We start from the raw sequence: 21831 nt of genomic DNA, 5'->3' as shown, positions 1-21831 counted from the left end.
CGTGCAAAGCTTCGCCTTCGAGCCCGGATGCCGTCTTCTGATCCGCGAAGACTTGCTCGCCCCCTTCCGGCGCTATCGCCTCTTGTCCGAAGTGACCATCGACGGCGTGGCGCACGCACAGCTCCTGCCCATGCAGGGCGCGGCACGTATCGGCGAGGCCACCGGGGCGGTCATCGCCCACAGGGTGACGGCCGAGCTCGTCGCCGGCCTTTCGACGGGCCTGGTCGAATTCGATGACGAGCGCGACGACGATACGCCGGAGGAGCTTGAGCGGCGGAGAAAGCACCGGGACCGCCTGCTTTCGGACAAGCCCGATAGACACCAGCTCTACATCAGATTCTGGCGAGCGATCCTGCGCGACGTGGACAGGCGGCTTCCTCCTGGCCTGAAGACGGCCCGGGTGGTGGTCGACGGCGTGCGGACGAAGCGGCTCGTGCTGCAGGACGTGCTGACCGAGCTCGGCGAGAAGTATGGGCTGATGTACTTCGGCAAGACGCGCTCGGTCAGCGTCTCCCAGTACTACCGGGTACTGGCCAAGCGCCGCGAAGGCGACGACAGGGACATGGAGCCGAACACGTCCGCCAGGGGGAACCGCAACCAGCTGCTGCCGGAGGTGAAGCGCGTGCTCCGCGACACCGTCGCGGAAAAGCTGGAGGCGGCCCGGCACGCGCCGCGCAAGGGGGACAAGCCGGCCACTTCCGTGAAGGACATCGCGGCGACCGTGTACGACCGGCTGGAGGAACTGAAGGCGCAACGGCCCGAGCTCGCCGACAAGATTAAGCTGCCGTCGAAGACCACCTTCTACGACACCGTGGGGCAAGCCCCGGCGCGGCTTCGCGTGCTGGCCGTTCGGAAGAGCGTCGCCACCGCCCGCGATTTCCGACGGCCATGGGGGCATGAGGAACCGGACTTCGCCTTGAGCCAGGTGCAGTACGACGAGACCCTTCTTCCGCTCTACTGTTATTGCGACGTGCTGAAGATCCCCCTCGGCCGTCCTTGGCTTGCTTGGCTCGTGGACGTCTATAGCAATGCCATCATCGGATTTTACCTGGGATTCGAACCTCCCGGGGATGCGGTTTTCGCGAGCGTCTTCCGCCACGCCGCCATGCCGAAGTCGTATGTGTCCGGTGCCTATCCGGACATCGCGCAGCCCTACCCCATGTCCGGGATTCCCCGGTTCGTCACGTTCGACAACAGCCTGAGCGCCCATGGCAATTCCATCGAGCGCCTTCTCGGCGACCTGGACGTGCCGTGGGACTTCACGCTGGCGAGGATGCCCTGGCTGAAGGGAGCGGTCGAGAACAGCTTTCACCTACTCAACCTGGGCTTGCTCAGCGAGCTCCCCGGCTTCGTCCTGCCCCAGGACGTCGACCGCTCCGACTACGACCCGAAGGAGAACGGGCTCATCGGATTCCTCCACCTGCTCTGGATCGTGCACCGCTACCTTCTGGAGGTGTATCACCCCAACCCACCCACGATTGGCGGCCCCAGCCCGAACGTCCGGTGGCAGGAGGGCACGCGGATCGTCAAGCCCCGTTACCCTCGCACCGGGCAGGACCTCGATTTCCTCTTCGGCATCGTCCGGGAGGGGGTGACGCTCGATCACCGAGGCGTGCTGTACGAGGGCATCCGCTACTACAGCGAGGGGGTGGACGGCATCCGCTATTGGAACGGCGCCAACGTCAAGGTTTCGCTGAAGGTCAATCCCGTGAACCTGTCGCGGATCCAGGCCCGTTACGGCGATGGCGCCTGGGTGACCTGCCACGCCTTGAACAAGACGGAGGCGCAAGTCTCCCTCCACGTGCACAAGCTCAGGCAGCGTCACTCGGAACGCCTCTTCGGCAAGGCGGACTGGGAGAGCCGCATCAAGGCCGAGGTCCACCTGCGAGGCCTCATGCGCGGGGCGGTGCTGGAGGACCACGGCACGAGGGTCTCGGGCCTGCTCGCCCGCGCGCTCGGCATCGGCACGCACGTGGTCTTCGGCCAGCTCGGCCTGGGTCGCCAGTTGCCTTACCTCCAGGACTTCTCCTCAGCCCAGCCCGATGCCGCGATGCGCCAGCTGACGCCGCCGCCGGACCGGACGCCCTCCGGCGTCCGGGCGCCGCCATCCACCCCGGCCCTGCCACCAGGGCCGACGGAGCCGACGCCCACTCCCCCGACCGGCACCAAGCCCGTCACCGCCACGCCGACCGTCGCCAGGTTCGGCACCGGGTCCCTTCCCCGCCGCGTTCGTTAGGAGCCTCGCATCATGTCGCAGGAAGATGCGGTGACGGGACAGCCCGCGCCAAGCCCGCTGAAGCAGCTCGACGGGCTGTTCATCGAGCATCCGGCCTTCATGGATACCTTGTCGTACATCCTGTTCGAACTGAGCGTGCAGGACGAGCTCGCCGAGCCGCCCTGCTACTACGTCACCGGCCCCACGGGCATCGGAAAGTCGACGTTGATCGCATCGCTGCTGGAGCACTACCCACGCATCGTCGATGACGTGCGGACCGACATGCCGGACGGGACCGTGCGGATCAGCGACAGGGTCCCCATGGTCTCGACGACCATGAGGCCGCAGCCCACGGCCAACGGACTGCTCCGGTCGATGCTGAAGGAGCTGGGCGACAAGGGCTGGAAGTCCGGCGACCGGGAGGAGCTCCAGAACCGGCTCACGCTCCAGGCGCAGGCATGCAGGACCCGCACGATCATCGTGGACGAGGCCCAACGTGCGGTCGACCGCGACGGCGTCCTCCGCCGCTACGACATCGCCGAGGTACTGAGGGACATCAACGAGAGCACCGGCATCACCATCATCCTCTTCGGCATGGGACGTACCCGCCACCTGTTCGACCACGACAGCCAGATCTGGCGCAGGTTCGAGGACGAGATCGTCGTGCCGCCGTTCGAGTGGGGCGAGGACGACGGGAGCGGGGCCGTTCCGGAATGCCGGCAATGCTTCATCAGCCTGCTCGTCACCTACCGGGATCAGATGCCGCTGCCGTTCGCCGCGTCGGTCGACGTCGAGGACCCGGAAGTCGCGCTGCGCTTCTTCTACGTCAGCCGGGGCGTCGTCGGGTTGCTGAAGAAGCTCCTCCTGCGCGCCGTGAAAATCGCCCTCCGGATGCAGTCAGCGGAGATCACGGAAGCGATCCTGAACGAGGCGTTCGACCGGGCCTTCCACAAGGACGTGAAGGCGGAATCGCTCGTCAATCCCTGGGGGCCTCTCTGGAACCGTCAGTTGCCGGTCCCCCTGGTCCACCGCGACGAGATCGCCAAGCCGAAGAAGCGGCCCAGGAAGTCCGGCCCCCGCTCGAACCGCTCCCGCAAGTCGGACCGCCGCGCCGAGGTCCTGCAGGCGCTGACACTTGGGTGAACGTTGCATGCCACGCCTCGTCGTCCGTTTCGCCCACCGCCCGACCGAGTCCGTCCGCATCTACGTCCTGCGACTGACGGAGGCGAACGGCTATTCCGATCCGAGCGCCGTCCGGCGCGTGGCCGGCCTGCCGGCGACCTATGCCGCGCAGCCCTGCGACCTGTCCGGCCTCGTGGCGGCCGTCGGCGGCCTGACCGACATGGGGACCCTGGAGCGGGCCGCGTCGTGGCAGGACGCGGATGGTCTCGTCCGGCTCGGCGCGACGCGCCTGGCACCCGCCTTGGTCGCGTTCTCGCGGCCTCGCGTCTGCGTCCGGTGCCTCGACGAGGGGCGAGCGGCCGAGGCCGGCTGGGACGTGACCGGGTGCGGCGCCTGCCCACGCCACGGCACCGTCCTGACGGACGCCTGCACCTGCGGAAGGCCGTTGGGCTGGAGCCGGCCGGCGCTGGCCCGTTGCCGTTGCGGCAGACGTCTGGAAGCCTGCCACGTCGACGCGCCCGCGGCGGCCGTCGACGTGGCCCGTACGCTGACCGCCCTCGCGAACGGGCAGGCGGGTCATCATGCCGGCCTTCCTCTCACGACGCTGGATGCCTTCGCCCACGCGGTGCGCTTCCTCGGCTGCGCGGACGCCGCGCCGGCGGAGTGGCGGTCCAACCTGATGACGAAGCCGACGGTCGCAGGCTCCCTCGCGGCCGCCTGCCGCGCCGCGCCGGCCCTCGCGGACTGGCCGCATGGATGGCATGACTGGGTCCTTGCGCCGGGACGTTTCGGTGAGGCTGCCGCTTCGGGAGCCGAACGCGCGATCCTGCATCGGCGACTGCGCGTGCTGCTGTCGAGGCCGGGCATGGAGGGGATGCTCGACGAGACCCGCCGCGCCGTCGCCAGCGGGCCGCATGGGCCGCTCCTGAGACCCTCCGACTTCCTGTACACCGACCGGGCCCCGGCGACCTTCGTCAGGGGCATGGACGCCGCCCGCCGGCTGGGCGTCTGCAGCGGGACGGTCGCGACCCTCATCGCGCGCGGCGAGATCCAAGGCGAGAGCCTCGGCGCCGGCCGACGCCGGGCGCACGTCCTGCCGGTGACCGGCATCGACGAGCTCGTAAGCGCACGCGCCGCGTCGTACGACGCGTCGGAGGCCGCTCGCCGCCTGGGCATAACCGTCCGTCAGATCGCCGCGCTTCGCCGCGCGGGCGTTCTCCCGGTCATGCGCGGCATTCCCGGCGTCCGCGGTGCCGGTCGGTACGGTCCGGCGACCGTCGCCGGCCTGCTCGACCGCATCGCCGTGCACGTTGCCCCGGGACTGCATCCAGGCGACGTGTCCCTCAGGGACGTCGCGGAGCGCCGGTGGGTGCGGCTACCCGAGGTGCTCTCGGCCGTGCTCCGAGGCGAACTATCGGTCAGGGCCCCGGCCCTGCCCATCGGGGACATCGGGGACGTGCACGTCGCCGGGCAAGCCGTGCTCCGCCTTCGGCACCCGCGCACAGAGGAATGCCTCGACGTCAGGGAAGCGGCATCGAGGCTTGGCGTCTCGATCCGGATGATCCCCGTCCTCGTGCGGGCCGGCTGCCTGGTGGCGCAGGAGCAGGGCCCCGGTGCACTCGCACGCCGCAGCGTCACGGAGCGTTCCGTCGCGGCCTTCCCGCGGCGTTACGCCCTGGCAAGCGAGTATGCCGAGTCCTGGCGGACGAACACGCGCACCGCCATCGCGCGCCTCAAGGAGAGGGGAGCCATCGCTGTCGTCGAACCCGATGCCGGGCGGGGCATCTCGTCGGTCTGGCGCCGGACCTCATCGGGAGGCCGGATCGCCCCGGACACGCGGCGCGAGCGGCCAGGGAGGTCGGCAAGCCATCGGCCCTTCCTGGCATCGACACCACGGGCGGGCGCGAGGGAAACCAACGGTTCCGGAAGGCGGGCCTCGTGACCCGTATCGGGCCGGACCGCGAAAACCGACGGAGCGGAACGGGGCGACGAGGTCAGGGGCGGGGACCGCCGCCTGACCCGGCGAGGACCTCCGGCGACGCCGCTGCCGTCCCTGCGATCAGGGCGCTCGGCTTGGCCGACATCAGGCTTACAGTTCGTTCGCCGCCGCTTGCGGAGGAGGGGCTGCCGGGATGGTTGCTCCGGCTCATGGAGTTGAACGGTTATCGCAGCCCGCTTGCCATCGAGCGCATCGCCGGCCTGCAACGGGGAAGGGCGCCGACGGATAGGGAGTCGGTCGTCGGGACCCTGGCGGCCATGACAGGAACGGATCCCGTGCTCGTCGGACGGATCGTGCCGCCGCGCTTGGGTCCCTCGTTCCGGCGAACCGTCATCCCGGGCCTGCGGCTTCCCCGCACGATGTTCGATGCGAACCCCAAATTCTGCGTCGAATGCCTTCGCGAACGTGCCATCCTACCGGCGGCCTGGGACCTCACCGCCTGGACCGCGTGCCCGGTCCATGGCTGCCTCCTCTCGCATCGCTGTCCCACCTGCGACGAACCCGCAACGTGGCGTCGCGCACAAGTCCTCGAATGCGGCAGGAACGGCTGCAGGGGCCGGTTCACCGACAATCCTACGACATCTGCGGACCCGAGGCTCGTCGCCCTCTCCACCTTGCTGGCCGAACGGATCGACATGCCCCGCGGCAGGGGGAGCTCTCCGTTCGGGTCGGCCTTCGCGGAGCTTGCCGACGAGGACCTGTTCCTGCTCGTCGGCCGACTCGGGCGGGTCGCCGCTTCCGGCCTGACCGATGGCGACGCGTCGGGCGGCCCGGCGATGACCGCGGCCAAGCTCCTGTGCGACTGGCCCCAAAGCCTGCGGGACTTCGCAAGATCGGAAGGCATCCCCGATGGTTTCAGTGCGCACTCGACCTCGGACTTCCCAAGGATCAAGTTCCTGATCAGCCGCAACACGCGCATCAGCATCGTATCCGACGCGGTCCGTGATTTCGTGACGCGCGCCTTCCTCGATGCCGTGCCCGAAGCGCCGCTGAAGCACTTCGCCGGCGCGGTGCCTGCGGAGGCGCATGCAGGCTCATGGATGAGCCTGCGGGCGGCGTCCGGCGTCTTGAGCATGCATTGGCGATCCGTGACCCGATTGGCAGCGGAAGGCGACCTGCGTTCCACCACCGTCACGACAGCCTCGAACACCTTCCTTTACCTTGACCGGAGCGACGTGGAGCGGATGGCCTCGCGAACGCCCTCAAGGGCCGAGCTGAGGAAACGCCTCGACGCGGGGGACCTCGTCAGGAAAGCCGAGGCCGCGCGCCGCCTTGGCGTCCAGGCGGCCGTCGTGCGCGCGCTCGCCGGCTCCGGGCATCTCGTCGAGGTCGGCCGCATCGCCGGATCGGACCGTACGTTGATCTGCTCTCGTTCGTTGGACGAGCTTCTTGGAAGCCTGGCGACTGCCACGGCCTGCAATCCCGCCCCACGCCACGGGGGACCGTTCCTCAGCCTACCTCAGGTGGTCCAGACGCGCAGGGGGCTGACGTTCCAGGATTTGATCGGTCGCATACGGGACGGGCGCCTCCACCCTGATGTCCATGATCGGGACCAGGCCGGGTTGCGTGCCTTCCTGTTCCAGCGCGGCAGCCTGTCCGATCTCGACGCCGAACTCAGGCGGATGCGCGGCGTCGTGACGGTGGGGGAGGCGGCTACGGAACTCGTGTGCTCACCCCTCGACGTGAAGCGTCTCGTCTGGGCCGGACTGCTCCTCGGCGACGTATTCGCCAGCGAGATCGAGGAAGCCTCCCTGGCGGATTTCCGAGCCCGACACGTGTGCATCCGTGAGCTCTCGACACGGCTGGGCAAGCGTAAGGCGCTTGTTGAGCGGAAGCTCGCCGCGTGCGGCCACCATCCTGTCCTCGTGCCGGCAAACAGGAAGAAGCATTGTTCCTTTTGGCTGAGGTCAGCGTCGGAGTGCATCATCGGAACGCAGGCCTAGAGGACAGGTTTCGATATCGAACCACCGAGACATGGCGTTTCGTCGCGTTCGCCTTCGGCAATAGGGCATCGACCGCGCGAGGCGGTGGACACCTCCCTGGCCTGACGACGCGTGGCGTGAGTCCGGCGCAGTCGGTGTCCGGCGGCGCAGAGGTGGTCAAAGCGGTCGTGCCAGCCGCGGACAAGGGCAACGTCGCCAGGCTGGAAGTCATGCATCGGGACCGGGCATTCGAAGCAATTGTGCCTGCAGGGCGCGAAGGAGCACCAAGGTCTTTCGGCAGGACAGCAGAAGGTCCTCGGCCTCGGTCGTATCCTGCCCGCTTAGAGCCAAGGCGATGAGGCTGGCGGCCTGTGCGCTGAACCGGGCTTCGGCCTCAACGATGGCTGCGTTCGTCCGCATCACCGCCTCGATCCAGTCCGTCTCCATTTACGGCGCCCCCTGGCCGACGTGCACGGAACCTTGCATGATCGCGCCGCAGCATTCCCAGCCAAGACGGCTCGCGTGAGACTACGAAGACCGAAAGAACTCCTGCGTCGGCGACCAGCGTTACAATACGACGCCCAAATCGCCGGGCCTCGCCAGTCTTAGACTGGTCGTACGCGAGGCAATAAAGACCTTCCTCATGCGAGGCGCCCCATTGGCATCGAGAGCCTTGCTGGGACTTACCTTACTGTGACGTGACCCTATTTTCGAGCTTGGAGTTTCCGTGCTCCGTCTCGATTCATGGATGTCGTGCCGTATATGCCTGCGGGATCCTTGACGCTTTCAGAGGTCTGCCCATCGATGAACCAGAGCCTGCCGACGCGAAGCCCCCTCATTCGCAAGCTGGAGCGGTTCACCCCACTATCGGAGGCCGACCGCACGGCTCTGGAGGGAATCGGCTCCCATGTCGAGAACGTCCCGGCGCATCGGGATCTCGTGACCGAGGGGGACAGGCCGCGGGGCATTCCCCTGCTGCTGGAGGGCATGGCCTATCGCTATAAGATGCGCGCCAACGGGGCACGCCAAATTCCTGCCTACCTCGTCCCCGGCGACATGGGCGACCTCGACGTGGCCCTCATCGACCGGATGGACCACAGTGTCGGCACCTTCTCGCCCTGCCGGGTGGCCTGGATCAAGCCGGAGACGCTTGCGGACATCCAGCGGAGCCACCCCGCGGTTGCCCGAGCACTGCGTATCGGCACGCTCGTCGACGAGGCGACATTGCGCGAGTGGTTGCTCAACGTCGGCCGCCGATCCTCGAAGGAACGCTTGGCACACCTCTTCTCCGAGTTGCTCCTGCGCCTGCAGGTGGTGGGGTTGGCGACGGAGAACAGTTATGCATTGCCCATCGGTCAGGCGGAGCTGGCCGATACGACCGGGATGAGCAGCGTTCACGTCAACCGGTCGCTTATGGAACTCAGGCGGGAGGGGCTCATCGCGCTCAGCGGCAGGACGCTGACGATCCTGGACGTCCCCGCGCTGAAGGCCCTGGCCGAGTTCAAGGCCAACTACCTGCACCTCGAAGAACGGGGGGCGGCATGAACCTTCAGCTTCAGCCCGTGCAGGTCGCCACCGGCAGCGACGATGCGGAGAGCCGCCTCGTGTACGACGACGGTCTCCTTGTCGCCGTGCTGGTGCGGCTGTCGGGCGACCACGGTCCGGATGCGGGCAAATGGTACTTGGAGGCAGGCTTCGGGCCCGTCGACGATCCGAATCCGCCGACGTTCGCCGATCTGCACGAGGCGCAGGATTGGATCGCACGACAACTCGAACCGCAGCCCTGAGCAACCGGGATGGCGCGCGGCGAATTCCGGAATGCGGCGTCCCGGTCAGCTACGAGCCGCATCGCGGCCTTGCCGAACGAGGGCGAGGGCGGCTTCGGCGTCACCCCGTCGCCTCACCTTGAAGTCCTTGCCGGCCAGTTGATTGTACTGCGCGAAGAATGCCTCGACCTCGTCCAGCATGCCTGGCCGAAGGTCGGACAACGATCTGATATGGGCGTGGGTGCGGGCCTTTACGGCCACGCCGATGAGCCTATCGTTGCGTTCCCATGTACCGTCGCTTTCCCTTTGATCGGCCTCGATCACGCCGACGAGGCGCGCCTCCAGCACGCAGCCCGGGAAGGCAGGCTCATCGAGGAGGATCAGGATGTCGAGCGGATCGCCATCCGCACCCTTCGTGGAAGGAACCATCCCGAAGTCGTACGGAAAGCTCATGCCCTCCGGCAGCACCATCTTGAACTGGAAGGCGCCGAATGCCTCCGCGTAGGCGTACTTGTTCGGACTGCCCTTTGGCGTCTCGATGACGACGTGGACGGCACCGTCCTCACCGAAGGTCGGTAGTCGGCCGAGGGACGAGGACTGGATCAACGGTGCGCTCCCATGCGACGTTTCCCGTGAATGCACGACGCATCGACAATCCTCGAATGAGCGGGGCGGATCCCAACGCGCGAAAGCCGATGGGACCTATGTGACGACAGGGACGTACCGATCCTGAGACCAAGCCTTGAGGTGCTCTCCAAGGGTGGTGTGCAGGCCCGTGCGCGTCCGGAACGCACCGCGCGTCGGTATCCGTCAGGCGTGGTCCTGGATGGCTAAGATAACAAGTCCAGGGTCGGCGACGCCATGCCGTATCCGACGCCACCGACGGCGCAAGTCCGTTTGCAAGGATGACGGGAGCGCCTGTCCTCGACGGGATACAGGGCGATCCTTGGTCGCTCTCGCCTATCGAGCGGGACCCACTCGCTCGCTTCGTTGCGGTGAGCGTCTCCATAGGCGCAGGCGCATGGTTGGTGCGGGCTCCGCGCCCACCGGACGTGACCGCCTAGGAAGGATCGGCGTCGGGAGCTAGGCCGAGCGCTCAGCCCCCACCAAGCGTAAAGGGACCTTGCCGCCGGGCATGCCATTCGGCGAGGAGGCGTTGCACGTCTGGTTTCGCCCGCCAGCCTTGGCCTCGTACAGCGCGGCATCGGCGCGGCCGTACACGCTCTGGGCATCGGCGACGCCGGCAGCCAGACCGATGCTGACCGTGAGGGACCCCGGCCCTATCCCAGCCGATCCCACCGCCAAGGTCGCCACCCGGGCATGTACCTCCTTCGCGACGCGGGTTGCGCCCGCCTCGTCGGTGTCAGGAAGCAAGAGGACGAATTCCTCTCCCCCGACCCGGCAGGCAAGGTCAGACGGACGGTGAACGCTTCCCTTGAGGCAACCTGCCAAGCCTTTCAAGACCGCGTCACCGACGGCGTGACCGTACCTGTCGTTGAAGCGCTTGAAGTGGTCGGCATCGATGACGAGAAGCGCGAGCGGCCGCCCTGTGCGGACAGCCTCCGAGCACGCCGTACCATAGGCGGCCTCGAAACGACGCCGATTGGCGAGGCCGGTCAGGGCGTCGGTCTGCGAGAGCTTGGCGAGTTCCGACTGCATCCGCGCCCGGCGGCCCAGTTCCCGTCCGAACAGCAGGGACAGGGCGATGGTCAGGCCGCACAGGGTCAGCACGATGGTTCCGATCACGGAGGCCTTCGTCCGCCATGCCGCCTCGACCTCATCGACGGCGAGTGCCACGTTCAGGATCAGGGGAAGGTCGCCGACGCGGGTGAATGCGTAGAGCCGCTTCACGCCGTCCCGTACGGACGTCTCGACGAACGTGCCGCTGCCTTCGCGTGCGAACCGGTCGAAGGTTCGGGAGCCCGCGATGTTCACGCCGACATCCGCCTCCAGGTAGGGATGGCGGGTGATGCGCGTTCCGTCACGCAGATAGAGGTTGATCGCGCCGTCTTGCCCAAGCCCGATTTGATCGAAGAGGCGGGTGAAGTAGGAAAGCTTCAGGCTGCCCAGCACCAACCCGCCGAAGGAGCCGTCGGGCTTGTCGATGCGCCGGCTGAAGTTGACCATGCGTTCGCCGGTCAGGCGGGACACGACAGGACGTCCGACATAAAGGCCAAGAAGGGGATTGGCCTTGTGGGCCTGGAAGTAGTCGCGGTCGGCGTAGTTGCCCCTGCGTGGAGGGTACGTCGCGATGTCCTCGACGATCTCGCCGTGTTCGTCGAGGACGAACATGACCCCAAGGTCGCGCGCCGTCGCGGCACGGTCGAAAAGGACGAGCTGGCGCATGGCCGGATCGAGCTGCGAAAGTCCCGGCGTCCGCAGGTTGTCCTGCACGGCCTGGAGCGTAAGGTCGATGAGTTCGACGTTCCGAACGATGTCGCGTTCGATGACCTGAAGAAGATTGCGCGAGGTCAGCTCGGCCTTGTCCCAGGCGTCGCGACGCAGGTCGAGCAGCATCAGTCCCGAGACGACGAGCATGCCGATTGGCGCCAGGACGCTTAAGCCAATCCAGGTGCGCCCGGACCGGATTGCGCGCGATAGGCTTCGCGGCAGGCACATGGAATGAAGTCCCCGGGCTTCTTCGTGGCCTGGAACCTTGCCACGGCAATGCCTAACGGGTCTTTGCGGCGGCCAAGACAGTATGCCTCACCTGGATCAAGTCCCTTTATGGAAGGTCGGCGGCCAGCCTTAAGGCCCTCTACAGGGTTTGACCCAATGGTGGCGCCTGAACGTTTCAAGGCCGTCCCTCATGATCACCGTCGTCGGTTGCCTCGTCGAGGCACATGACCTGCGCCTCGTCGCCCTCGCGGCTGCACTTTGCGCCCTGTCAGCCCTGACGACGATCTGCCTCGTCAGCCACGCTCGCCGTGCGGACGGCTGGGTCCAGGTCGGATGGCTCGCAGTCTCCGCGACCGCCGGAGGCTCCGGCATCTGGGCGACCCACTTCATCGCGATGCTCGCCTTCGAGCCAGGCATCCCCGGAGGCTACGACCTTACGCTGACCGCTCTCTCATTCGTCATCGCCATCGCGCTCGTCGGCTGCGGATTGTCCCTCGCCGTCGTCGTCGGCGGATTGCCGGCAACCTGGGGCGGAGGCGGGATCCTGGGCCTGGGCATAGCCGCGATGCATTATACCGGCATGGCGGCCTATGCCGTCGCGGGACACAAGGCATGGGATCCTATCACGGTCTGCGTCTCGGTGGCGCTCGGTGCGATCCTAGGCGGTGCCGCACTGGCCACGCGGTCCGGCGGAAGGGGCTTGCGACGGCAGATCCCCGCCGCGCTCCTGCTGCTGCTTGCGATCTGCAGCCATCATTTCACCGCCATGGGTGCCGTGACCGTCACGCCGGACCCAACCCTGGTCGTTTCCCCGTCGGCGGTCCCGAACAGTTGGTTGGCGGTCGCCGTGGCCCTGGCATGCTTCGCGGTCCTCCTGCTTGCCGGAGCCGCACTGGCGCTCGACGTGCGTGACCACCGGCACGTCAAGCTGGAGGGCGAGCGCCTGCGCAGCCTAGCCAACGCCGCCGTCGAGGGGCTCGTCGTCTGCACGGGAGATACCATCGTCACCGCCAACCTCGCCTTCGCCCGCCTGGTCGGGAAATCCTCGGATTTGCTCGCCGGGGCAGCACTATCGGCCTTCCTGCCCGGCGACGCGACCGGGCTGGCCATGGCCGGCCATCCCGGACGGCCAGCCGAGGTGGAACTATGCCTGTCGGATGGCGGAATGGCCCCCGTCGAGATCATCACGCAGCCGGTCGATCATGCCGGGCAACCCCATTACGCGGTCGCCGTGCGCGACTTACGGGCTCGCCGGCAGGCAGAGCGTCAGATACAGCACCTGGCCCATCACGATCCGCTCACCGGACTTGCGAACCGCGCGAGCTTCGGCAAGCGGCTGGAGCAGGAGCTCAGGTCAGCGGACGTGGCCAACAGCAAGCTCGCCGTGCTCTGCCTCGACCTCGACCGATTCAAGGAGGTCAACGACCTTTTCGGACACGCCGCCGGAGACGCCATGCTGGAAGCCGTCGCCCGCATCGTCTCGGCGGAGCTCGACGGCACGCAGACGATGGCGCGGCTCGGAGGTGACGAGTTCGCCGTGCTGATGCCCTGCGAGCACGCCGCCACGGCCGGGCGCCTTGCCGAGCGCATCCTGGAGGCTCTGCGCTCCGGCAAGGCTGAGGGAACCGGGCCGCAGATCGCGACAAGCATCGGCATCGCCCTCTATCCGGATGACGCGCAGGAGAAGGCGACGCTGCTGAACTATGCGGATACCGCGCTATACCGCGCAAAGTCCGAGGGCCGCGGCACCTATCGGTTCTTCGAGGCGAGGATGGGCTCGGAGGTGCGCGAGCGACGGCTTTTGGAGCACGACCTGCGCCATGCCGTGGCGCGCGGGGAGACGCACCTCGTCTACCAGCCCCAGACCGAGGTCGACAGCGGCGCCGTCACGGGCTTCGAGGCGCTGCTGCGCTGGAAGCATCCGGAACGGGGCTACGTCTCGCCGGCCGTGTTCATCCCCATCGCCGAGGAAACCGACGCCATCCTGCAGATCGGCGAATGGGTCTTGCGCGAAGCCTGCCGCGAGGCGGCGACATGGCCGAAGCCCTTGTCGTTGGCCGTCAATGTCTCGGCGGTGCAGATCCACAGCCCGCATTTCGTCCGCCTCGTTCACGAGGTGCTGCTACAGACCGGGCTCTCGCCCAGCCGGCTGGAGGCCGAGGTGACCGAGACCGCCCTCATCCGCGATCCCAGCCGGGCGTTGCTGACGCTTCGACAACTGAAAGCCCTTGGGCTGCGCATCGCGATGGACGATTTCGGTACGGGATATTCGTCGTTGTCGAACCTGCGCTCGTTCCCGTTCGACAAGATCAAGATCGACGCTTCGTTCGTGCGCTCCGTCGACAGCAACGAGCAGACGGCCGCAATCGTACGCTCCGTTCTGGGACTCGGCCGCGGGCTCGGATTACCCGTCCTGGCGGAAGGCGTCGAGACAGACGAGGAGCTTGGCTTCCTTGCGGCCGAGCAATGCCATGCCGCGCAGGGTTACCTCATGGGCAAACCATCACCCATCGCAGCGTTCGCACAACATACGCATGGCGAGGTTTCCCACGGTTCAGCCGAGCCGAAACGCGCCTGAAACCGGAAACAATAAGCAATAATCAACCTCGTTCGCCCTAACATCCCTCCTGGCGACCCGAACGAAGAAGCAAGACAGGGCGAGGTGCGACTTGCAAAGCCTGCGGAGCGAGGAGCCAAAGCCTCGGCTGGCGCGACACCGCAAGGTCGTCCGAGCAAGCTCCCTCGTCCTCGCTTTCGGTCTCGCACCGGCCGCCCTGGCGTTGACGCCGCGGCCCGGACAACCGGTCATAGTGCTCACCCTGATCCCGGATGCACCCGTTCCCCACGCAATCGCGGAATCCGGCGCATCTATCCTATGGGTCTCGGCCAAGGGCCATGTCGCGGTGTTGCATGCGGACCGACAAGACCTCGCGGCGGATCTGCGCCGCAAAGGGGTCTACCTCGTCGCCGCCGCCGGCCCACTCGGCGGGTGCCTTCCCAGTCTGCCCCTTCCCGCGACGCTTACAGCACCGAGCCAGCCATGAACTCCGCCAGCCTTGACCGCCTGCGTCTCGCCTTCCTTCCCGTCATGCTCGGCGCACTTGGCGTCCTCGCGACCGTCGTCACCGTCCTCGCTTGGTGGAGGGATGTCCTTCCGGGCACCGTGACGGCCATCGCGATCCTGTCCTTGGCGGCTACCGCCGGTAGCGCCAAGCGCCAAGGAGCGGCAGCGTCCACGCGTCACCTCTCCGCAGCGTCCATGATGCTGCTCGTGGCGTTGCTCGCACTCGTCTCATCCGGCACGCACCTGCAGATCGACGTGCACATGGTGTTCTTCGCATCCCTCGCCATCGTCGCGGGATGGTGCTGCTGGTCCTCCATCCTCGTGGCCGCCGGGGTGGTCGCGGTACATCACCTCGCCCTGAACGTCCTCTATCCCGCCGCCGTCTTTCCGAACGGAGCCGAGTACCTACGCGTCCTCCTTCATGCCATCGTTCTCGTCACAGAAGCCGGAGCCCTGATGCTGGCGGCCCGCCAGCTCGCCAAGGCGCTCGCCGCGGCAGAGGCGGCGATGCGGCAGGCAGCCGACAGCGTCGTCGCGCAGCGGCGCGCCGAAGCGGCGGCGGGCCAGAACCGTGACCTGGAGGCCCACCGCCAACGTCGCCTCGGCGAGGTTGTCGCGGAGTTTCGCGATGGCTTGATCGCCATAGAGCGCCGGGTCGAGCGTGAGACGGAGGAGATGCGGGGAACGGCTCTGGCACTGAGCGACGTCGCCATGCAGTCGAGCCGGCAGGCATCCTCGTCCGAGACCACGGCATCCGCCACCGCGAAGGACGTCCTTTCCGTCTCGGCGGGATCCGAGGAACTCAGCGTCTCCATCGCCGACATCGCCGGACAGACCGAGAGGGCGCGGGAGCTGATCGTCAACATGACCGGCATCGCGCAGGCGACGAGCGGGGAGGTCGGGCAACTCGCGGTCGTGGCAGAGCGCATCGGTACGGTCGTGAGCCTGATCAAGTCCGTGGCGGACCAGACCAACCTCCTTGCACTGAATGCCACCATCGAGGCGGCCCGTGCAGGTGCGGCGGGGCGCGGCTTCGCGGTCGTTGCCTCCGAGGTGAAGGCGTTATCGGGCCAGACCATGAGGGCGGCCGACGAGATCGTGTCCCAGGTCGAGGCGATCCAGGCGTCGACGCGGCGGACCGTCGGCTCCGTTCAGGCGATGGCACGGGCGACCCAGGAAGTGGACGCGTTGACCACATCCATCGCGGTCTCGGTCGATCAGCAGCGAGCCGCCACGCAAGTGATCTCGCGGACGGTCGCGCGGGTTGCCCAGGGGAGTGCGGATGCATACGCCGGGACCATCGCCGTCTCGCGCGCGACCCTGGAAACGCAGCACCACGCGAACACGGCGCTGACCGCATCGGAGGCCCTGAAGGCCGTCGCGACGGACCTCGCATCCTCGGTCGCCCAGTTCGTGCAGCGGGTGACGACCGACCTGGAAGAGCGTCGCGGCGCACTGCGCATCGGGGTCGACGAGGCGGGCTTCCTGTACAGCCGGGGATGTCGGCATCCGGTCCGGATGATCGAGATCTCGGCATATGGCGCGCGGATCGCCGGAGCGCCGCCCCTTGTTCCCGGTGAAGCGGTTGAATTGGAGGCCGGCGACGGGTTCCGCACACCCGCGGAGACTGCGTGGATCGAGGGGGACAGGGTCGGCTTGAGCATCAGGTCGGGACTACGTCACCCGGCCCTTGAGCCCGCCACCAACCGGGCCGCCTAAGCGCAAGCCTCCGAATACGCACCACTGGTAATCTCACCACCGTTGGTGACCGATGATTGGGGCTCATGTCGACCTCGTCTCAGATCCCTCCAGCGTCCCATGGCACCTTATGGGACCGGCAGGGCAGGGTGGTGAGCCCGGAGCTGGATGCCTCAAAGAGCCGGACTATGTTGTGCGAAAGGGGATTCGCACGTTTTGCCGGAAATAACCTCATATTTCGCGGTAATTGGTTGCCAAGATTCGCACCCGCGGCTGGAAAAGCTGAGCTAAGTCTTTGAAAATGCGCCGCGTGATTTCGCGACATTTGCGGGACTGACCACATGAACCGGCCGCGAGTTGAGTGGCCTGTTTGACCATGAGGCAGACGAAGGCGACGATGTGGAGGTCTGCCAGCGTGCTGGGAGAGCGCTTATAGTCTTTGACGAGGCGGCGGAAGCGTCACCCAGGCGAAGGAGCGCACCACCACCCAGCGCGGTGGCAAGAGGACGAAGCCGCGCTTGGCTCGCGGCAGATCGTCGGCCCGTTGCCCGAAGCACCCGGCCGCCAGCCAGCTTTGGGCCTGCTGGTAGACCGCGTCCCACGGCGGCAGGTCGTCGTTCATCCAGCGCCACGGCGCACTCGTCTTCACGACGTCGCGCCGCCCGTTGAACACCGCGCGCAGACTGTGCTCGCGCTGTCCCGCATCCTCGCACAGCAGCGTCAGAGAGGGAGCGACCAGCGCTCACGCTTCATCCGAGACGTCGGACGGGTCGGCTTTGCGTGAAGAGGTCATGCCCCTCCAGCTGGAACCCAGCCGTCACAGGGCCATAGCAGCCTCTCTGTTTGGTCGGCACCCGTGCGACTGCTCTACGTCTGGATCAGGTGGTATGTGCCTGACTGCTTTTGGGCGTCTTTGTCATCAACCGGACCTTGCGTGGTCCCATCTCACCGACAGGATCGACGACTTGGCGATGCGACTGGGGGCGCCCGTCCGGGCCCAAACGCGGGCCGGTCGCAAGCGTGGCGTTTCGCGCTCCAGAATTCATTTCGATCCGGTTGGGCGCCTGTGTTCGCCCGTAGGTTCCTGGTCGCGTGAATGCGGTTGCTGCGCCTGTTCACAACTGCGCCCCCAAAACACCGGAACCCGCCATGAGGTCATCCTCCGCGATCGGGCTGCAACCCTGTCGGGCCATTACGCCCGCACCGCGGACGTTCTCAGGCTTGGCGCTTACGGCCCGCTGGTCGTGCGGGAACGCTGAACGGCGTGGGCGCTGCCGCCAGGATCGGCTTCCACACCGCGCTCCACGCTTCGAGGGGCGCGGCATCCGACCGATAGGCGAGGTCCAGGAAGGCCAAGGCGGCCTCCGCGGTCGCCCGCTTGATCAGGGGGTTCAAAGGGCCGCCGTTTCGGAGGGTCCTGTCGGTGAAGACGCTATGTGAGCCGCCCTGGAAGACGACGAGGGCCTTATGCGGCGTTGGAATCGCCTGGAAGATGTCGATGCGGTCCTGAACCGCCGAATACCGGCCCGGCAGGCGGATCGTATCCTCGGTCGTCGTGACGTGGAGCGTGGGCACGTCGACCGAGCGGAGGACAGACGCGAGATCGGTCTCGCCGTAGAACGGCGGTGCCGAGATGACGATGCTGGCCGAGAAGCGGGCATCTCGTTCGCCGAGCAATCGACCGTCCCGGACCACCTGGGCACCCGTGAGGATCAGGGTCGTGTTCGCGCCGTAGGAATGACCGGCCGCCACGATGCGCCTCCGGTCGACAGCCGCTGCGAATGGACCACCCCGGTCCAGCAGGCGGTCGAGCCCGAAGCGTACATCGCGGGTCCGTTCTATGGCCTCACGCTCATCCGCTGCGCCATCGAGACGGTCGAGGAGCAGGAGCGGATTGCCCTGCCAGAGGGTCTGGTCGCTGCCAACATGCTGGATGTGCAGACTGGCGGTCCCACGCGCCGACCACCCGTCTCCGAGATAGCTGTAGCCTGTCCGGGAGCCGCCGAGTCCATGGGAGAAGACGATCAGCGGCACGGGCGCCTTCCTGCCGGAGGTGGCCGGCCAGTAGAGCCGTGCCGGCACCGAGCGCCCGCGCGCCGGGTCGACCCATGCGAAGTCGATGATGCGGGGCTCCTCGGACGCCGGACCTGCGGCGGCCGAAGGGCGCGGAAGCAGGACGTCTACTCCAGCAGCCAGCACCATGGCGCCGAAGCGGCGGCGGTCGCAGCCACGCGCGACCGGCGCCCGGGTAACGAGGGGCCGGACCGAAGCATCGTCGTTGAGGGGCATGGACGTCCCGCCGGGCTCTGTCGCTTCAGCGGAAGCATCGAAGCGATGTGGTCAATGTGTCATGAGGCGAGAGCGGGGGCGGTGCCGTTTCTTACACGCAACTGCAAACGCCGCAGGTTTCAGGCGGTTTCGCTGCAATCCTCGGCGGCACCAAGCTCGGGCATCTTGGACCAAAGCCGTCACTCTGCTCGAAAAGCCCGCCCTTCGCCTTTCGCACGTGCCTTATCGCACGGGACCGGCGAGACCAGCCTTGGCAGGACTCGACGGCCACGCTGATGCCGTGATTGAGCAATCCCTTGCTGGACCATCATTACCGGAGAAGACGATGCCTTACGGCAGTGCGGCCTTCTGGATCACCATCGCTGGCATCAGTGCCCTGTTCGGCGCACTGCATGGTTATCTGTTGAACGATGGACCAAGTCCGGTCGGCATCCTCTACGGCACCTGCATCGGCGTTCTGACCATTGCGTATGAACGCGGTGTTTTTTTCTCCGGCTACAGTAGGCGGCTCCGGCGTCTGCCGACCCTGGCCTATTTTGCCGCCGCCGAGGTTAGCCTGCTCCTGATCATCCTCGCGGGAATGGCCCTCACCGGCTCGGTCGTCTGGACGCTGGGTCTCACGGACAAAAGCTTCCCGGAAGCCGTCACGCCTAAGCTTTCTACCATTCCCTACGCGTTGGTCGTCTCGGCACTCCTCGTGTCTGCCCTGCGCGTTCGCGACCTGATCGGAGCGGAGACGTTCGCAAACCTCATCGTCGGCCGTTACCATCGGCCGATCAGCGAAGAGCGCGTTTTCCTGTTCCTCGACCTTGTCGGGTCGACCACCTACGCGGAGAGGCGCGGCGACCTTGCCGCACAGGAACTGCTGAAGGCCGTTTTTTCAGCCATCGCCGAACCGGTTCGCCGGCATCGCGGCCAGGTCGATGACTACGTGGGCGACCAGGTCATTATCTCTTGGCCGTTCGCGAGGGGCGTCGAAAAGGCCCGGTGCGTCGCCTGTGTCTTCGCGATCCGGGAGGCGCTTCGCAGCGATCGGGAGGTCTGGGTCAGTCGGTTCGGTATCGTGCCCGAACTGCGTGCCGCCTTGCACGGCGGCAACGTCGTGACCGCGGAGGTCGGCGTCGATCGCCACAAGATCGCGTATTTCGGCGACGTCATGAACGCGACTGCAAGGCTCGAAGGCCTCTGTCGCAACGCCGGAAAACCGGTACTTATCTCGGATGTGGTCTTCGCCCGTCTGCCGGCACTGCCCGACGGGATCGAAGCCGAAGCGCTCGGCTCGCATCTGCTCCGCGGCCGTAGTGAAGCGATGGTCGTGCATGCCCTCGCGGAACAGCGTGTGCGGAAAGCAGTGGAACAATCCAAGGCTTACGCAGGGAGCGAAGCCGAGCATGCGTCGGCGGCGTTGGCCTTGGCAGCCCGGGTCCGTTAGAGACGTTCGCACCTGGGAAGCCTGAGCTTGTCGGTGTCAACCACATATGACGCGCGCTCGTTGCCGTATTCCGCCCCTGGCAATCGGCTTGGTCCCGATACCCCGACGCCTGCTCGGTCGCGGACCTTCTACGCAGGTCACCAGAGCCGTCCTATGGTTCGATTGCCCAGCGCGACCAGTCTCTTGGTCTCTATATCCGCTTAGCTGTTCGTTGCATAACTGAAGTTCACGTATTAGGGCGCATAATCATCCGAGGCAAAGAAAAAAGTCTTCCGCTCATCGGGTTTGAGGCAATCGACAAGGCGGTTAGCGCCTTCTATTAGAGGCCGTTGCCAGCACCACAAGCCGGCGTTCTGTAGGGGGCGAACCTTTGTTCAATATGTTCAAGTCACAAACATCCATTGACCTCACGCCTCGGAACTGTCTCGCCGTATCTTTGCTCTATTGTATGGCATCGGACGGAGAGATCGATCCCGAAGAAGTCGGCCACCTGATGTCGGTTCTGGGCCGCAACGCGACGCGCCAGCAGTTGGACGCAGCACTGCGCTACACCCGCTCTACCCAGCCAGCGCAGTTCTTAACCGACGCAGCGACCAACCTGCGGCCAGATCAGAAGCTTTGTATCATTCTGAACATGATCGACAGCGCGATGTCGGATGGTGAGGCTGAACCAGGCGAACAGCAATTGATCCTGCAGTTCGCGAACGCTTTCGGACTGACCGAGGGCGAGCTGACCCCTTACTTCCGGACGTTGGTGGCTAAGAACGACCGCGCCGTTTTGGATCGCTGAAGGATCGTATTTTCAGTCCTCGTGACCGAAGCGATGCCACCCGGCGGCGCGGCTACCTCGAGCATGACTCCGACGCCGTGCCGCCGCCCAATATCTTTTGACGCTTCAAGACCGCCTGCCAGCGCGACGGAGCGGTCCGCATAGTCCGGCCGCAAGGGAACGATTAGAAAACGCTCGTTCTTCCTGGAGACCGCCCACGCCCACCGCCCGGCGGTCAGGCCTTCGTCCTTGGCTTTAGCCCGGACGTACAACGGAGCGCGTTTGTCGAAAGACGTCAGGACGAATGGGCGCTTCGACACCGTGTCCGGAGAGGAAGCAGAGTGCATCCCCTTGCCGGGAACGAAGGACAAGCCCTGTCGCTCGACGGGCTACCCGTTCTATCCCTGACATCACCCCGCGAGTGGATCTGTGAGACCCTCCGGTGGCGAATCTCGGGACCCTCTCCGTCTTCTGCCAGGATTGATGGTGGAGCGGCCTGTCGCCGACACAACCGCTGCATCCCCCTGGTTCAGAACATTCCGTTCGCGTTGGCGGAGGTCTCCGGCAGGATCTGCAGCACGTCCCAGTGCTCGACGAGCCTGCCGTTGACGTCGAGCCGGAAGATGTCGATGGCCGCGTAATCGTGGTTGCCCGGCCAGTGCTGCAGACAGTGAAGAACGACGAGATCACCCTCGGCGACGACCCGCCTCACCTCGACCCGCTTGCCCGGCCACTCACGGGCCATCCGTTCGAAATAGGCAATGAAGCCGTCCTTGCCGGTTGCCACATGCGGGTTGTGCTGGACGTAGTCGGCGCCGGCATATTGCTCGATCGCCTCGCGCGGCCGGCAATCATTGAACATCAGCTCATAGAAGGCGATCGCGTTCGCCTTGTTCTTTGCAAGATCCGTCATGCGCTCCCTCTGAAGTTGGGCTC

Annotated in this window: 15 protein-coding genes and 2 pseudogenes; 11 read left to right on the top strand and 6 right to left on the bottom strand. The window is 66.4% G+C overall.

Annotation, left to right across the window (positions count from 1 at the left end; genetic code table 11):
- Window position 1: 1 nt before the first annotated feature.
- The 5 genes and pseudogenes from OF380_RS25275 to OF380_RS25260 all read left to right on the top strand — a co-directional run bounded on the left by OF380_RS25275 (window position 2) and on the right by OF380_RS25260 (window position 7279).
- The gene (locus OF380_RS25275) at window positions 2-2236 is read left to right on the top strand and encodes a hypothetical protein (RefSeq protein WP_264048377.1); all 2235 of its coding nucleotides are present in this window, start codon (window positions 2-4) and stop codon (window positions 2234-2236) included.
- Window positions 2237-2248: 12 nt separating this feature from the next.
- Window positions 2249-3358, top strand: a complete 1110-nt coding sequence (locus tag OF380_RS25270; RefSeq protein WP_264048376.1) for an ATP-binding protein — start codon at window positions 2249-2251, stop codon at window positions 3356-3358.
- A 7-nt stretch (window positions 3359-3365) separates the two neighbouring features.
- Window positions 3366-5279, top strand: a complete 1914-nt coding sequence (locus OF380_RS25265) for a TniQ family protein (protein ID WP_264048375.1) — start codon at window positions 3366-3368, stop codon at window positions 5277-5279.
- Between the two features lie 206 nt (window positions 5280-5485).
- Window positions 5486-5749, top strand: a pseudogene (locus tag OF380_RS28835) (hypothetical protein); the annotation flags it as partial.
- 222 nt (window positions 5750-5971) lie between these two features.
- Window positions 5972-7279, top strand: coding sequence for a hypothetical protein (locus tag OF380_RS25260; protein WP_264048374.1), 1308 nt, complete (start codon window positions 5972-5974; stop codon window positions 7277-7279).
- Between the two features lie 207 nt (window positions 7280-7486).
- Here the strand turns inward: OF380_RS25260 and OF380_RS25255 are convergent, their stop codons facing one another.
- Window positions 7487-7705: a hypothetical protein gene (locus tag OF380_RS25255; protein WP_264048373.1), complete on the bottom strand. Its 219-nt coding sequence runs from the start codon at window positions 7703-7705 to the stop codon at window positions 7487-7489.
- 357 nt (window positions 7706-8062) lie between these two features.
- On the opposite strand from OF380_RS25255, the gene OF380_RS25250 reads away from it, so the two are divergent.
- Together OF380_RS25250 and OF380_RS25245 are read left to right on the top strand one after the other, a co-directional pair.
- Window positions 8063-8803: a Crp/Fnr family transcriptional regulator gene (locus OF380_RS25250; protein ID WP_264048372.1), complete on the top strand. Its 741-nt coding sequence runs from the start codon at window positions 8063-8065 to the stop codon at window positions 8801-8803.
- Complete coding sequence (locus tag OF380_RS25245; protein WP_264048371.1) at window positions 8800-9045, top strand: hypothetical protein; 246 nt, start codon at window positions 8800-8802, stop codon at window positions 9043-9045. Before OF380_RS25250 ends, OF380_RS25245 begins: the two co-directional genes overlap by 4 nt.
- A 45-nt stretch (window positions 9046-9090) precedes the next feature.
- On the opposite strand, the gene OF380_RS25240 is transcribed toward OF380_RS25245, so the two are convergent.
- Window positions 9091-9630 carry an inorganic diphosphatase gene (locus OF380_RS25240; RefSeq protein ID WP_264048370.1) on the bottom strand — a complete coding sequence of 180 codons (540 nt, stop codon included), beginning with the start codon at window positions 9628-9630 and terminating at the stop codon, window positions 9091-9093.
- 477 nt (window positions 9631-10107) lie between these two features.
- Complete coding sequence (locus OF380_RS25235) at window positions 10108-11643, bottom strand: sensor domain-containing diguanylate cyclase (RefSeq protein WP_264048369.1); 1536 nt, start codon at window positions 11641-11643, stop codon at window positions 10108-10110.
- A 190-nt stretch (window positions 11644-11833) separates the two neighbouring features.
- Between OF380_RS25235 and OF380_RS25230 the strand changes: the two genes are divergently transcribed.
- On the top strand, window positions 11834-14221 hold the full coding sequence (locus OF380_RS25230; protein ID WP_264048368.1) for a bifunctional diguanylate cyclase/phosphodiesterase: 2388 nt from the start codon (window positions 11834-11836) through the stop codon (window positions 14219-14221).
- Between the two features lie 462 nt (window positions 14222-14683).
- Window positions 14684-16426, top strand: a complete 1743-nt coding sequence (locus OF380_RS25225; RefSeq protein ID WP_264048367.1) for a methyl-accepting chemotaxis protein — start codon at window positions 14684-14686, stop codon at window positions 16424-16426.
- Window positions 16427-16747: 321 nt separating this feature from the next.
- Here OF380_RS25225 and OF380_RS25220 read toward each other — a convergent pair.
- Window positions 16748-17144, bottom strand: a pseudogene (locus OF380_RS25220) (transposase); the annotation flags it as partial.
- A 476-nt stretch (window positions 17145-17620) separates the two neighbouring features.
- Window positions 17621-18694, bottom strand: coding sequence for an alpha/beta hydrolase family protein (locus OF380_RS25215; RefSeq protein WP_264048366.1), 1074 nt, complete (start codon window positions 18692-18694; stop codon window positions 17621-17623).
- A gap of 250 nt (window positions 18695-18944) precedes the next feature.
- Between OF380_RS25215 and OF380_RS25210 the strand changes: the two genes are divergently transcribed.
- Together OF380_RS25210 and OF380_RS25205 are read left to right on the top strand one after the other, a co-directional pair.
- Window positions 18945-20126: an adenylate/guanylate cyclase domain-containing protein gene (locus tag OF380_RS25210; RefSeq protein ID WP_264048365.1), complete on the top strand. Its 1182-nt coding sequence runs from the start codon at window positions 18945-18947 to the stop codon at window positions 20124-20126.
- A 379-nt stretch (window positions 20127-20505) separates the two neighbouring features.
- A complete protein-coding gene (locus OF380_RS25205; protein ID WP_264048364.1) occupies window positions 20506-20916 on the top strand; it encodes a tellurite resistance TerB family protein in 411 nt (136 codons plus the stop codon).
- Window positions 20917-21424: 508 nt separating this feature from the next.
- Here OF380_RS25205 and OF380_RS25200 read toward each other — a convergent pair.
- Complete coding sequence (locus OF380_RS25200; RefSeq protein ID WP_264048363.1) at window positions 21425-21808, bottom strand: nuclear transport factor 2 family protein; 384 nt, start codon at window positions 21806-21808, stop codon at window positions 21425-21427.
- Window positions 21809-21831: the final 23 nt, after the last annotated feature.

Origin of the sequence: Methylobacterium sp. FF17 (genome assembly GCF_025813715.1) — a bacterium.
GTDB lineage: Bacteria > Pseudomonadota > Alphaproteobacteria > Rhizobiales > Beijerinckiaceae > Methylobacterium > Methylobacterium flocculans.
Note: the sequence above shows the minus strand (reverse complement) of the source record. Positions and strands in the feature narration are given on the sequence as shown.